The organism is Micromonospora sp. CNZ285 (assembly GCF_004637285.1).
The window spans coordinates 1,060,839-1,073,758 of sequence record NZ_SPQD01000001.1 but is presented as its reverse complement, the minus strand read 5'-3'; the positions used below and the strand labels follow the sequence as shown (position 1 = coordinate 1,073,758).

Here is a 12,920-nt window from a genome sequence, read left to right as displayed (position 1 = left end):
TGTCGACGCCGCGACGCCCGCACATGAGCGACGAGACGGTACCGCGCTGAGTACGCATACCCAGCCGGGCGACGGCCGTCAGCCGAGCGCGGTCAGTTCGGCCACGACCTCGTCGGCATCGGGGTGCCCGAGCCGCTCGAAGATCACCAGTGCGCGCCGCCACGCCTCGCGCGCGGCCTGGTGGTCGCCGGCGTCCCGATAGGTCTCGGCGAGCCGTCGCAGACAGCCGCCTTCGCCGTAGCGGTCCTCAAGGTCGTGGCTGAGGTCCACAGCCCGCCGGTAGGCGGCCACCGCCCCCCGATGGTCGCCGCGGCGATGGTGGACGAAGCCGAGTGTGTCGTGCACGGCGGCTACGGGATGACGGTGCACGGTGGACGTGAGGAGCGCCAGCGCCTGCTCGCAGTGGGCGACGGCCTGCTCGTAGTCGCCGTCCATCGCGTGCAACCAGGCCGCGTTGTTCAACGACATGGCCTGACCCGACACGTCACCGGCGCGCCGGTAGAGGTCGAGCGCGCGCCGGTTGTGCGCGAACGCCTCGTCCCGGCGGCCGAGCCGGGCACACAGGCCGCCGAGGCTCCGCCGGGCCTGCGCCTCACCGGCCATGTCGTCCACCGACCGGAAGAGGTCGATGGCGGCGCGGTAGCCGGCCTCGGCCTCGCCGGTACGGCGCAGGTAGGCGTCGGCCCGGGCGAGCGTGTGACGGGCGTGTGCCTCCGCAGCCGGTTCGGCCAGCCGGCGGGCCGCCGCGAGCGCGGTGCGCTGCACAGCGGTCAGCTCGTCCCAGTGGCCGCCGTCCTCCAGGTGGTACCGCAGGGCGAAGGCGAGTCGGCAGGCGTGCCTGTCGAACCCGGTTTCCGCCGCCCGGTGGCAGGTCGCCACCAGGACGTCGTGCTCGGCCCGGAACCAGGCGACCGCCTCGTCGCGTACGGCGAAGTGGTCCGGCGCACCCGAACCCGCCGCCTCGTCCGGGTCGCGACGCCGGTCGGCGGCCTCGGCCAGGTCCGCGTAGTGGTCGAGCAGCCGGCGTGATGCCTCGTGCCGCTCCCCCGTCGACCCGGCGCGTTCGGCCGCGTAGAGGCGGACCAGGTCGTGCAGCTGGTATCTGCCGGGGGTCTGTTCCACCAGCAGGTGCGCGTCGACCAGCTCGCGCAACAGCGTCACGCACCTGCCTGCCGTCAGGCCAGCCGTGCCGGCGACCGCCGCGAGGCCGATGTCCGGACCGGCGGTGAGGCCCAGCAGGTCGAACAGGCGTGCCGCGCCGGGGGTCAGGACACGGCACGAGGCGGCGAAGACAGCGCGTAGGTCGGCGCTCAGGTCGTCGGTGCTGAGGTAGTCGAGCCGGGTGCCGTGGTCATGCAGTTGCCCGGCGAATGCCGCGAGCGGGAGATCGGGGTGCGTGACGGCGTGCGCCGCCGCGATGCCGAGCGCCAGCGGCAGGCCCGCGCAGTGGGCCAGGATGTCGGTGACAGCGGCCGGGTCGGCGTCCGCCGGGTGACCCAACCGGCCGGTCAGCAGCTCACGGGCGTCGCGGTCACCGAGGAGGTCCAACGGAACCGGTACCGCGCCGTGTCCGGTGACCAGACCGAGGAGCCGGCGTCGGCTGGTGACCAGCACTGTTGCCGATTCTGTGCCCGGGAGCAGCGGCGTGACCTGCGCGGTGGCGTGGGCGTTGTCGAGCAGGATCAGCATCCGCCGGCCCGCCACGAGGCTGCGGTAACGCCCGGCCAGGGCGTCCGGGTCGGCCGGCATGGCGTCGGCCGGCACGTCGAACGCGTCGAGGAAGCCACGCAGCGCCACTGCGGCCGGTGTCGACTCGGTGACCGGATCGAAGCCGTTGAGGTCGACGTAGAGCTGCCCGTCCGGGAAGCTCTGCCGGTTGTCGTGGGCCCACCGCAACGCGAGCCAGGTCTTGCCGATCCCACCCGCGCCACTGATCACCGCGACGGGCATCCGCCCCTCCGCGTCGGCTCCGCGGACGGCGGTGTCCAGCCGGGTCAGGTCCCCGGCGCGGCCCACGAACCGGGTCGGGGGTGCGGGAAGCTGCCGCGGAACGCTGCGGCGCGGCACGGCCGTGGCCCAGGAGAGCGCCAGCGACGGGTCGGCGTTGAGAATGCGGCGGTGGAGCTGCTGGAGGTCCGGATGCGGGTCCAGCCCCAGCGCCTCCCGCAGGTCCCGCCGCAGCCGGTGGTAGCGGTGGAGGGCCTCAGCCTGCTGCCCGCAGCGGTACTGGGCGAGCATGAGCTGCCCGGCCAACTGCTCGTCCAGTGGATGCTCGGCGCTTCGCCGGACCAGGTCGGGCAGCACCACAGCGTGCCGGCCCAGCCGCAGCGCCTTGTCCGTCCGGTCCCGCTGGGCCGCCGCCCGGTCCTGCTCCAGGGCCTGCCGCACCAGGTCGAGCCACGGGCTGTCCAGGTGCGCGAACGGTTCCCCACGCCACAGACCCAACGCCTCGTCGAACAGACGTGCGGCCTTCTCGTCGTCGTCGGCCGCGTGCGCCTGCCCGGTCAGCTCGCGGAACCGGTGCATGTCGACCGCGGCCGGATCGGCCACGAGCACGTAGCCGCCGGAACGCCGCTCCAGGCGGGCGTCCGCAGCACCGGCCAGGAGCCCGCGCAGCCGGGACAGGTACGCGTACAGCGCGTTGCGGGCGCGCTGCGGGAGCCGGTCGCCCCAGACCCGTTCCATCAACTGGTCGGTACGGACGACGACGTTCGCCTCGGCCAGCAGCACCGCGAGGACGCACCGCTGCCGGGCGTGACCGATCGGGACGAGACGGCCGTCGATCCGGAACTCGAGGTCACCGAGCAGACCGAACCACGCCCTCGACACCCGGCAGACCTCCCCATTGCCGCCCGTCGGTGTGCCGAGACCCGCGGATACAAGGTTCCGGCAAGGTTTCGAGCGTACCGCCTCCGTCACTGTGAGCACAGAACGTCCGCTGTGGACGAGCGAGCCGAAGGAAGCTGAGGTACGGAATGAGACGAGCGTGGCGACTCGTACTGTCGGGAGTGTCGGCGAGCCTGCTGCTGATCACCGCGTCTCCGACAGGAGCATCCGCCGAGCCGTCGGCCGCGGCCGGTACGCGGTTCATGACCTGGAACCTGTTCGCACCGGGCAACGCGGAGCCTGCGGACTACGCCCGGGAGATCGCCCGGCACAGGCCGGCGGTGCTGGGGGTGCAGGAGGCCTGCCGGGGGGCGGTGGAGAAGACCGTGGCACTCCTGCGGGAGCAGGGGCTGCACTACCACGTACGGTACGGAACGGTGATGAACGACCGCTGGAACTGCGGCTTCTGGGGTGGCAACGCCTACGGCCAGGCGATCCTCTCGCTGACTCCGCTCCGCAATCCCGTCAACCGCAGGTACTCGCAGGGAGGCACCGAGCCGCGCGGCTGGATGGCAGTCACCACCACCGTGAACGGCAAGGCCACCCGGATCTTCAACACCCACCTCGCCCAAGCGGGACAGGCCGATGTCCGCGCCGTCCAGGTGAACGAACTGCTGCGCGCGACCCGCCCCTACCGTCGGGCCGTGGTGCTCGGTGACTTCAACACCGAGCCGCACCGGCGGGAGCTGCGGCCGGTCTGGAGCACGTTCCGCGACGCCGATCCGCACTGCGGGGCGCAGGAGAACCCGCTGTGCACCCCGACTGCCGACGCGAGCCCGCATCGCAAGAAGTTCGACTACATGTTGCTGAGAGGGATCCAGCCGCCGGGCGTGCAGGCCGTCGACTCCGTCCACTCCGACCACGACGTGGTGATCGCCGAGCTGGCCGGATGAGCTGGGTGCCGGGCTCGTGACGGGGGCGAGCCCGGCACCCGATCGTTACCGTCAGTCACCATCGCGACACATGCCTAGCCCGCCGCCCGGAGCCGGGTGGAGACTCCGCCGCATGGAGAACGTGGAGCGTGAGCGCACGAACGAGCGCTTCGAGAAGGTGGCCGAGGAGACCTCGGAGACCGTGACCCACGCGGCCACGGTGCTGGAGGAGGAACTCGCGGCAGGGCTGGCCGGCGCCCGGCGGCTCGAGGAGAAGCTGACCGAGAGCCGGCGCGTGGACCCGGAGGCGTTCGACGAACTCGTCGCCCGGGTGCGCACCGACGGGCACGCCCTGATCGACACCGTGGTCGGGCAACTGAAGATGGCCGACGACCAGCGCGGCGAGGTGATCCGGCGGTACACGTCGGACGCGCACGACGCGCTGGACACCGTACTCAATCTGGCGCGGCTGGCCCCCGAGGTCGCAAACGGGCTCGCGGACCGGCTGGCGTCGCCGGCCCCGAAGCGGCCGACGGACCGGTAGCCGCGCGATGGCGCCGACCACCGGGGTGGCCGGCGGGCACGTGGAACGGATGCTGGAGCGCTATCGCGGGCTCGCCCTCGGCGCGCTGCTCGACGACGTGCCCGACGGCGGCCCGCGATACCTCTACGACCTGGTCGCGGAGTACCCACGGCGGTGGGGCAAGGGGCTGCGCGCCGCGCTGTGCCTGGCCACGTGCCGGGCGTTCGGCGGCGGCGAGGCGGTGGGACTCAACGCCGCCGTGACTGTGGAGCTGTTCCACAACGCCTTCCTCATCCACGACGACATCCAGGACGAAAGCGAGCAGCGGCGCGGCGGGCGGACGCTGCACGCCGAGTACGGCGTGGGCGTGGCGCTGAACGTCGGCAACATGACGAACCTGCTGGCGCTGCGGCGGCTGGCGGCGAACCGGGCGGCGCTCGGCTCGGGGATCGCCTGGCGGCTGTTCACCGAGACCGAGCTGATGATGCGCCACTCGCTGGAGGGGCAGGCCATCGAGATCGGCTGGATCCGCGACAACGTGTGCGACCTGGACGCCGACGACTACTACCGGATGTGCCTGAAGAAGACCTCCTGGTACACGTGCATCTACCCGTGCCGCACCGGGATCCTCGTGGCGACCGGCCGGGAGAACGCCGTCGACGTGCTCGACCGGTACGGCTGGTACCTGGGTGCGGCGTTCCAGATCCAGGACGACGCGCTCAACCTGACCGGCGACTACGCCCGGTACGGCAAGGAGATCGCCGGTGACCTGTGGGAGGGCAAGCGCACACTGATCCTGATCGACTTCATGCGGCGGTGCGCACCGGAGGAACGCGAACGGCTCGTGCGGCTGCTGAGCCGGACCCGGGCGGAGCGCACCGACGCCGAGGTGCGCTGGCTGCACGGGCGGCTGCTCGCGTACGACTGTGTGGAGTCGGCGCGGCGCAGCGCCCGGGATCTCGCGCTGGCCGCCCGGCGCGAGGGTGAGCGGGCGCTGGGCGCCGCCGCGGACACCGAGGACGGCCGGTTCCTGCTGGAGCTGACCGACTACGTGGTGGAACGCGCGCGTTAGCCGCCCAGGACCCCGCGCAGCCAGGTGAGCTGTTCGCGCTGGTGCTCGGCCTCGCCGCCCTCGTGGTCGTTGAACTCGTACACCCGCACGTCCTTGTCGCCGCCGTAGCGGTGGTAGGCGGCGAAGCAGGTCGACGGCGGACAGACCTGGTCCCGCAGCGCGATCGAGAACAGCGCCGGAGCGGTCGCGCGCGGCGCGAGCACGGCGGCGTCCAGGTAGGACAGCGTGCGGAACACCCGGTCGGCGCGGTCGCGGTGCAGCGCGAGGTACTCGACGACCTCGGCGTACGGGCTGTCCGGGCCGGCGACGCGCACGCCCCGGCGGATGTCGCACAGGAACGGCACGTCCGGCATGACGGCTACGACGTCCGGGCACAGCGCGCCGGCGGCGAGGGCGAGGCCGCCGCCCTGGCTGAAGCCGGTGACCGCCACCCGCGCGGGGTCGACGGCCGGGTGCCGCCGGGCGGCCTCGGCGAACCGCACCGCGTCGGTGACCAGCCGCCGGTAGTAGTGGTCGGCCGGGTCGGCGACGCCCCGGGTGAGGAAGCCGGGCACGGTTCCGGCCGGGTAGGGGTGCGGGTCGGGCGTGCCGCCGGTGGCGGCGCTCCAGCCCTGGCCCCGGCTGTCCATGATCAGGTGCGCGAAGCCCGCCGCGGCCCAGAACAGCTTCTCGTGCGCCAGGCCGCGGCCCCGGCCGTAGCCGAGGTACTCGACCACGCAGGGCAGCGGCCCGTCGGCACCGGCGGGCAGGTGCAGCCATCCGCGTACCGGCTCGCCGCCGAATCCGGGGATCGTGGCGGCGTACGTCCGGATCTGGGTCAGCCCGGTGTCGACCGGTTCGTAGACCGCCGCCTCCGGGTCGCCGCCGCCGTCGAGCGTGCGCGCCCAGAACGCGTCCAGGTCCGCCGGCACGTCCAGCTTCGGCCGGTACGCCAGGCAGCCGGCCAGGTCGAGGTCGGTCAGCGGCACGACGCGGCCTCCCGCACGGCGGCGGCGAACCAGCCGGTGATGGTGCTCGGGTGGGTGATGGCGGTGCCGACCACCACCGTCCACGCGCCCGCCCGCAGCGCCTGCGCGGCCTGCTCCGGCGTGTGGATGCGTCCCTCGGCGACCACCGGGACGTCGACCGCCGCGGCGAGCCGGGCGACCAGGTCCAGGTCCGGCCCGTCGCCCTTCGTGGTGTACGCGGTGTAGCCGGCGAGCGTGGTGCCGACCAGGTCGGCGCCCGCGGCGGCCGCCGCGATGCCCTCGTCCAACGTGGAGCAGTCGGCCATCACCAGCGCGCCGGTGCGCTCGTGCACGGCCGCGATCGTCTCGGCGAGCGTACGGCCGTCCGGCCGGGGCCGGGACGTGCCGTCGAGCGCGACGACGTGCGCCCCGGCGTCGGCGACTGCCAGCGCGTGCTCCAGCGTCGGGGTGATGAAGACGTCGTCGTCGCCGTCCTTCCAGAGCCCGATCAGCGGCAGGTCCACCGCCGCGCGGATGGCCGCGATGTCCGCCAGCCCCTGCGCGCGGATGCCGGCGGCGCCACCGCGTGCGGTGGCGAGCGCGACCCGGCGCATGGTGTCCGGGTCCCGCATGGGCTCACCCGGGTACGCCTGGCAGGAGACCACCAGGCGGTCACGGAGCTGGTCGATGAGCACGTTCATGAGACCTTCCAGGCGAGCGAGGCGGCGCCGAGCAGCGGCGCGTCGGGGCCGAGGGTGGAGGCGAGGACCGGCACGCCGGCCAGGCCGGGCAGCGTCTCGGCGGGCACCGCGTCGCGCAGCGCCCGCCACCACGGCTCACCGAGGCCGGTGACGCCGCCGCCGACCACCACCGCGGCGGGGTCGAGCACGTTGACCAGGCCGCCGACGGCGGAGCCGACAGCCGCGCCGCCGAGCCGGACGACCTCCCGGGCCGTCTCGTCGCCGTCCGCGGCGAGCGCGGCGACGGCCCGCAGGTCGGCCACCGGCCGGCCGGTACGCCGGACGTACTCGGCTGCCAGCGCGGGCCCGGCGGCGATCGCCTCCAGGTGCCCGCGCCCACCGCAGGTGCAGGCGAGCGTTCCGGCGTACGACGACGGCTGGTGCCCGGCGTGCCCGGCGGCGCTGTGCGCACCGGCGAGCACCGCGTCGCCGAGGACGAACGACGCCCCGACACCGGTGCCGACCGCGACGTAGAGCACCGTGTCGTAGCCGGCAGCGGCGCCGTGACGCGCCTCGCCCAGCGCGTGGGCGTGCACGTCGTTGATCACGGTGACCGGCACGCCCAGGCGCCGGCTCAGGTCGCCGCGCAGGTCCGTGCCGGTCCACCCGGTCAGCACGTCGGTGGCGGACAGCACCAGGCCGGAGCCACTGTCGATCACTCCGGCGCTGCCGACGCCGAGCGCCCGTACGACACCCGGCGCGTCCGCCCGCAGCTTCTCCACCAGACCGGCGGCGGTGTCGAGCACCGCGGCGGCGCCGGAGCGGCCAGGTGTCGGCGCGGTGCGCCGGCCGACGACCTCTCCGGAGGCGGTGACCAGGGCGGCGGTGGTCTTGGTGCCGCCGATGTCGAGCGCGGCGACCAGACCGGTCGTGCTCACCTCGGGCATGGTCAGAGCAGCCCGGCCAGTTCCAGCTGGGTACGCACGCGGCCCGTCTCGGCGGCGTCCAGCGGCCGCAACGGCAGCGACACCGCGTTGCCGGCGATGACGCCGAGCAGGGACAGCGCGGTCTTGAACGCGCCGACGCCCCGGGTGGCGCCCGCCGAGGTGGCCGGGTCGGCCGCGTCGACGATGCGGAACAGCCGGGTCAGGCGGTCCTGCTCCCGCCGGGCCGCGGCCCAGTCGCCGGCCACGCAGGCGCGGTGCAGCCGCACGTACCCGGCCGGGTCCACGTTGCCCAGTCCGGGCACCGAGCCGGAGCCGCCCGCGAGCATCATCGCGTCGACCACCACCTCGTGGCCGGTGAGCAGGCTGAAGTCTCGCTCCGGCGCGTGCTCGGCGACGGCGAGCGCCAGCTGGCGGAACGCGACGTCATCGCCGCTGGAGTCCTTGACGCCGGCGAGCACACCCTCGGCGGCGAGCCGGGTCAGCAGGTCGACGGAGAGCTTGCTGTGCACGCAGACCGGGATGTCGTACGCCAGCAGCGGAAGCTCGACCGCCGCGGCGACCGCGCGGAAGTGCCGCTCGATCTCGTGCGGGCCGACGATGGCGTAGAACGGCGCGGTCACGACCAGGCCGTCCGCGCCCAGCCGGGTGGACGCCTCGGCCCGCTCCACGACCCGGCGGGTGGTGGGCTCGATGCAGCCGGCGATGACCGGCACGGCGCCGCCGGCGGTCTTCACGATGGTCTCCAGGGCCAGGTCCCGCTGCCGGTCGGTGAGAAAGACCGTCTCGCCGGAGCTGCCGAGGGCGAAGATGCCGTCGACACCGGCGTCGAGCAGCCACTCGACCAGCCGTTCCAGGGAACGGACGTCGACCTCGCCCTCCTCGGTCAGGGGGGTCACGGCCGGCGGCACGACTCCGGCGAACCGCGGGGCTGGGGTGGTCACAGGTTCTCCTCGACAGACTCAGATGTGGCGCGGCCGGCCGCCGGGGTGGCGAGCGCGACCAGTTCGGTGTTCGCGGTTCCGGCGGGCACCGGGTGGTGGCAGCGGAACTCGTGGCCCTCGCCCTCGGCGGGGCGCGGCGCCGGCATGTCCACGGCGCAGCCGTCCGTGGCGGCCCAGCAGCGGGTCCGGAACGGGCAGCCGCTCGGCGGCCGGGTGGCCGACGGGACCGGGCCGACCAGGGGAATGGGCTCGATCGGTGACAGCAGGCCCGGCGTGGCCGAGAACAACGCCCGGGTGTACGGGTGCCGGCCGCCCTCGGGCAGCAGGTCGGCGGGCGTCTGCTCGACGATGCGGCCCAGGTACATGGTGACGACCCGGTCGCTGACCCGCTTGACGGTCTGGATGTCGTGCGACACCAGCACCATCGCCAGGCCGAGCCGGTCCTTGAGGTCCAGCAGCAGGTTGAGGATCTGGGCCCGCACCGACACGTCGAGCGCGCTCGTCGGCTCGTCGGCGATGACCAGTCCCGGTTCCAGGGCCAGCGCGCGGGCGATGGACACCCGCTGGCGCTGGCCGCCGGAGAGCTGGCTGGGCAGCACGTCGGCGACCGAGCGGGGCAGGCCCACCAGGGCCATCAGCTCGGACACCCGCTGCTCGCGCTGCTGCCGGGTGCCCCGGCGGTGCACGTCGAGCGGGTCGCGCAGGATGTCGCGTACCGGCATGCGGCGGTTCAGCGAGGTGGCCGGGTCCTGGAAGATCATGCCGACACCCGCGCCGATGTGTTCGCGCCGCTCGGCGGCGCTCATCGACCACACGTCCTTGCCGGCGAACGACACCGTGCCGGCGGTCGGCCGTTGCAGGCCGACGAGCACCTTGGCGAGCGTCGACTTGCCGCAGCCGGACTCGCCGACGATGCCGACCGTCTCGCCGGCCCGGATGACCAGGTCGGCGCCGGTGAGCGCGTAGACCTTCTCCCGGCTGAACATGCCGCCGCCGCGCGAGGCGTGCACCACGTGCACGTCGCTCAGCTCGGCGATCGGCCGGTGCTCGGCGGTGGCGCTCATCGGGCCGGCTCCTTCTCGCTGACGGTGACGGCGGGGTGGTGGCAGGCGTACCCGTGGCCGTCCGTGCCCTCCAGGGCGGGCGCGGTGTCCCGGCAGATCTCGGTCGCCATCGGGCAGCGGTCGGAGAACCGGCAGCCCTTCGGGAAGTCGGCGGGTGACGGCACCACGCCGCGGATCTGGGTGAGCCGTTCCGCGCCGGTCTCCAGGGACAGGACGGAACCGAGCAGCCCGCGGGCGTAGTGGTGGGCGGGTGCCTCCATCACGTCGGCGGTCACGCCTGTCTCCACGATCTGCCCGCCGTACATCACCACGACCCGGTCGCAGACGTCGCTGACCAGGGCGAGGTCGTGGCTGACCAGGATGAGGGCGAAGCCGAGCCGCTCGCGCAGGTCCAGCAGCAGCTTCATCACCTGGGCCTGCACCGTGACGTCGAGCGCGGTGGTCGGCTCGTCCGCGATGATCAGCTTCGGGTCGCGGGACAGCGCCATGGCGATCACCACGCGCTGCCGCTGCCCGCCGGACAGCTCGTGCGGGTACGCGGCGAGCGTGCGCTGCGGGTCCAGCCCGACCAGCCGCATCAGTTCCTCGGCCGAGCGGGTGCCGCCGCGGCGGATCATCTGGGCGAGCTGGGCGCCGACGCGTAGCGCCGGGTTCAGCGCCGACAGCGCGTCCTGGTAGACCATGGCGATCTCGCGGCCCATCAGGGCGCGGCGGCCCTTGGCGTTCAGCTTCAGCAGGTTCGTGTCCTGGAAGCGGATCTCGCCGCGTACCCGGGCGCCCTGCGGCAGCAGGCCCATCACGGCCAGGACGCTCAGCGACTTACCCGAGCCGGACTCCCCCACCAGGCCGACGACCTCGCCGGGGCGGACGTCGAAGGAGAGCCCGTCGACGATGTCCACGCCGCGGTGGCGGCCCTCGAAGCCGATGGACAGGTCGCTGACCTGAAGGACCGGCTTGCCCTGCGGCAGCGGGCGGGCGCGCTCGCGCAGCCGCTGCGCCGCCTCGGCGAGACCCGGCAGCTCGACCACCTCGCCGGTGCCGGGCTTCGCCTGCTCCAGCGCGTCACCGCTGGTGGTGGACGTGGCACGGCGCGCGGCCGGGGCGGCCCACGCGTCGGACATGCCCTCGGAGAGCACGTTGAGCGCCAGCACGGTGAGCAGGATCAGCAGGCCGGGGAAGAACGTGGCCCACCAGCCGCCGATCTGCACCATCTCCTTGCCGAACGCGATCACCGAGCCCCACGAGGAGGCCGCCTCCTGCGGGGCGAGACCGCCGCCGATGAAGGACAGCGACGCCTCGAAGACGATCGCGTCGGCCACCATGACGGTGACGAAGACGAGGATCGGGGCGGCGCAGTTGCGCAGGACGTGCCGCCAGAGGATGTGCGGTCGCCGGGCGCCGATGATGCGCTCGGCGGCCACGTAGTCCTCGCCGTACTGGGACAGCACGTTGGCGCGGACGATGCGCGCGACCGACGGGGTGAACACGAAGCCGATCGCGATCACGAGGACCAGGAGGCTGTTCTTGCCGAACGAGATGATCAGCAGCGCGGAGAGCACGATCGTGGGGAAGGCCATGACCACGTCGAGACAGCGCATGATGATCTCGTCGACGACGGTGCGGCTGCTGCCGGCGATCGCGCCGAGGATCGCGCCGAGCACCAGCGCGATGCCGGCCGCGCCGAACCCGACGACCAGGGAGCGCCGGGTGCCGGCGACCAGCCGGGAGAAGACGTCGCGGCCGAGCTTGTCCAGGCCGAACCAGAAGTCGCCGTTCGGGCCGGTCAGCGCCGGTCCGAGCCCGGTCTGGGTGGGGTCGTGGCGCAGCAGCAGCGGGGCGAGCACGCCGACCACGACGATGAGCGCGACGAAGCCGAGCGCGAACCGGGCCGCGAGACCGAGCCGGGCGAAGGCCATGCCGGGGCGGGACAGCCGCGTGGTGAGGGACCGGCGCATCAGTGGCCTCCGCGCAGTCGGGGGTTGGCGAAGAGGTAGAGGATGTCGACGACCAGGTTCACCAGCACGAAGCAGAGCGCGATGGTCAGCACGGTGCCCTGGGCGAGCGCGGTGTCGTTCTGCTGGACGGCGCTCATGATCTGGGTGCCCATGCCTGGTAGCGAGAAGATGGCCTCGATGACGACGGTGCCGCCGATGAGGTAGCCGATCCGCAGGCCGAGCGCGGTGAGCGGGTTGACCAGCGCGTTGCGCAGCACGTTGCGGCCGATCACCACGCGCGGCGGCAGTCCGGCGCCGATCGCGGTGCGGACGTAGTCCTTGTCGAGTTCCTCGACCATGGACGTCCGGACGATGCGGGCCAGCGAGCAGCCGACCGGTACGGCCAGCGCCAGCGCGGGCATGGCCAGCGACTGCAACCACAGACCGACCGAGTCGGCGGGGTTGACGTAGCCGCCGGTCGGGAAGATCGGGCGGCGGACGGAGAACTCCTGGATGAACAGCAGGGCCAGCCAGAACGACGGCGTGGCGATGCCGGCCATGGAGACGATCCGGATGACCTGGTCGGGCCAGCGGTCCCGGTACAGGGCGGCCGGGATGCCGAGCGCCAGCGCGATGACGAGCGCGCCGACGACGCCGAGCGCGGTCAGCTGGATGGTCAGCGGCAGCGCCATGGCGATCTTCTCGGCGACCGGGACCGACGGCGGGAACGTCATGCCCAGGTCGCCGCGGACGAGGTCGCCGAGGAAGTGCAGGTAGCGCAGCGGCAGCGGGTCGTTCAGGCCGTTGGCGGCACGGAACGCCTCGACCTGCGCCGGCGTGGCCTGGTCACCGAGGACCGACAACGCCGGGTCGATCGGGGAGAACTGCATGATCACGAAGACGAAGAGCGTGATGCCCAGCACCAGGGGGATCAGCGTCAGGAATCGTCGTGCGACCAGGTTCAGGACGGTCAGCATGGATTCTCTTTCTCGTGGCGGGGGCGCCGGGACGCCCGCCCGGCCGCACGGGTCACGTGGGCCGGGCGGGACGTCTG

11 protein-coding genes are annotated in these 12,920 nt (G+C 73.4%); 3 read left to right on the top strand and 8 right to left on the bottom strand.

Annotated features, from left to right (window positions below):
• Positions 1 to 78: 78 nt before the first annotated feature.
• Complete coding sequence (locus CLT75_RS04815; RefSeq protein WP_209310264.1) at positions 79 to 2,829, bottom strand: BTAD domain-containing putative transcriptional regulator; 2,751 nt, start codon at positions 2,827 to 2,829, stop codon at positions 79 to 81.
• Between the two features lie 179 nt (positions 2,830 to 3,008).
• On the opposite strand from CLT75_RS04815, the gene CLT75_RS04810 reads away from it, so the two are divergent.
• The 3 genes from CLT75_RS04810 to CLT75_RS04800 all read left to right on the top strand — a co-directional run bounded on the left by CLT75_RS04810 (position 3,009) and on the right by CLT75_RS04800 (position 5,353).
• Positions 3,009 to 3,779 carry an endonuclease/exonuclease/phosphatase family protein gene (locus CLT75_RS04810; protein WP_167796876.1) on the top strand — a complete coding sequence of 257 codons (771 nt, stop codon included), beginning with the start codon at positions 3,009 to 3,011 and terminating at the stop codon, positions 3,777 to 3,779.
• A 112-nt stretch (positions 3,780 to 3,891) separates the two neighbouring features.
• Positions 3,892 to 4,302: a hypothetical protein gene (locus CLT75_RS04805; protein WP_013477142.1), complete on the top strand. Its 411-nt coding sequence runs from the start codon at positions 3,892 to 3,894 to the stop codon at positions 4,300 to 4,302.
• 7 nt (positions 4,303 to 4,309) lie between these two features.
• Complete coding sequence (locus tag CLT75_RS04800; protein WP_135239668.1) at positions 4,310 to 5,353, top strand: FPP/GGPP synthase family protein; 1,044 nt, start codon at positions 4,310 to 4,312, stop codon at positions 5,351 to 5,353.
• On the opposite strand, the gene CLT75_RS04795 is transcribed toward CLT75_RS04800, so the two are convergent.
• Genes CLT75_RS04795 through CLT75_RS04765 form a run of 7 tightly spaced genes read right to left on the bottom strand, consistent with a single transcriptional unit; the run spans position 5,350 to position 12,843 of the window.
• Positions 5,350 to 6,321, bottom strand: a complete 972-nt coding sequence (locus tag CLT75_RS04795; RefSeq protein ID WP_135239667.1) for an acetylxylan esterase — start codon at positions 6,319 to 6,321, stop codon at positions 5,350 to 5,352. The genes CLT75_RS04800 and CLT75_RS04795 overlap by 4 nt on opposite strands.
• Positions 6,312 to 7,001, bottom strand: a complete 690-nt coding sequence (locus CLT75_RS04790) for an N-acetylmannosamine-6-phosphate 2-epimerase (RefSeq protein ID WP_135239666.1) — start codon at positions 6,999 to 7,001, stop codon at positions 6,312 to 6,314. The genes CLT75_RS04795 and CLT75_RS04790 overlap by 10 nt, the downstream gene beginning before the upstream one ends.
• A complete protein-coding gene (locus CLT75_RS04785; RefSeq protein ID WP_135239665.1) occupies positions 6,998 to 7,927 on the bottom strand; it encodes an ROK family protein in 930 nt (309 codons plus the stop codon). The genes CLT75_RS04790 and CLT75_RS04785 overlap by 4 nt, the downstream gene beginning before the upstream one ends.
• 2 nt (positions 7,928 to 7,929) lie before the next feature.
• Positions 7,930 to 8,868 (bottom strand): dihydrodipicolinate synthase family protein, encoded by a 939-nt coding sequence (locus CLT75_RS04780; RefSeq protein ID WP_135239664.1) that lies wholly within the window; start codon positions 8,866 to 8,868, stop codon positions 7,930 to 7,932.
• The gene (locus CLT75_RS04775) at positions 8,865 to 9,932 is read right to left on the bottom strand and encodes an ABC transporter ATP-binding protein (RefSeq protein ID WP_135239663.1); all 1,068 of its coding nucleotides are present in this window, start codon (positions 9,930 to 9,932) and stop codon (positions 8,865 to 8,867) included. The genes CLT75_RS04780 and CLT75_RS04775 overlap by 4 nt, the downstream gene beginning before the upstream one ends.
• Positions 9,929 to 11,887: a dipeptide/oligopeptide/nickel ABC transporter permease/ATP-binding protein gene (locus CLT75_RS04770; RefSeq protein WP_135239662.1), complete on the bottom strand. Its 1,959-nt coding sequence runs from the start codon at positions 11,885 to 11,887 to the stop codon at positions 9,929 to 9,931. The genes CLT75_RS04775 and CLT75_RS04770 overlap by 4 nt, the downstream gene beginning before the upstream one ends.
• A complete protein-coding gene (locus CLT75_RS04765; RefSeq protein ID WP_013285836.1) occupies positions 11,887 to 12,843 on the bottom strand; it encodes an ABC transporter permease in 957 nt (318 codons plus the stop codon). The genes CLT75_RS04770 and CLT75_RS04765 overlap by 1 nt, the downstream gene beginning before the upstream one ends.
• Between the last annotated feature and the right edge of the window lie 77 nt (positions 12,844 to 12,920).

Coding starts and splice junctions, on each gene's coding strand:
- CLT75_RS04805 (WP_013477142.1), top strand. CDS start 3,892: ATGGAGAACGTGGAGCGTGAGCGCACGAACGAGCGCTTCGAGAAGGTG.
- CLT75_RS04800 (WP_135239668.1), top strand. CDS start 4,310: ATGGCGCCGACCACCGGGGTGGCCGGCGGGCACGTGGAACGGATGCTG.
- CLT75_RS04790 (WP_135239666.1), bottom strand. CDS start 7,001: ATGAACGTGCTCATCGACCAGCTCCGTGACCGCCTGGTGGTCTCCTGC.
- CLT75_RS04770 (WP_135239662.1), bottom strand. CDS start 11,887: ATGCGCCGGTCCCTCACCACGCGGCTGTCCCGCCCCGGCATGGCCTTC.
- CLT75_RS04765 (WP_013285836.1), bottom strand. CDS start 12,843: ATGCTGACCGTCCTGAACCTGGTCGCACGACGATTCCTGACGCTGATC.
- CLT75_RS04775 (WP_135239663.1), bottom strand. CDS start 9,932: ATGAGCGCCACCGCCGAGCACCGGCCGATCGCCGAGCTGAGCGACGTG.
- CLT75_RS04785 (WP_135239665.1), bottom strand. CDS start 7,927: ATGCCCGAGGTGAGCACGACCGGTCTGGTCGCCGCGCTCGACATCGGC.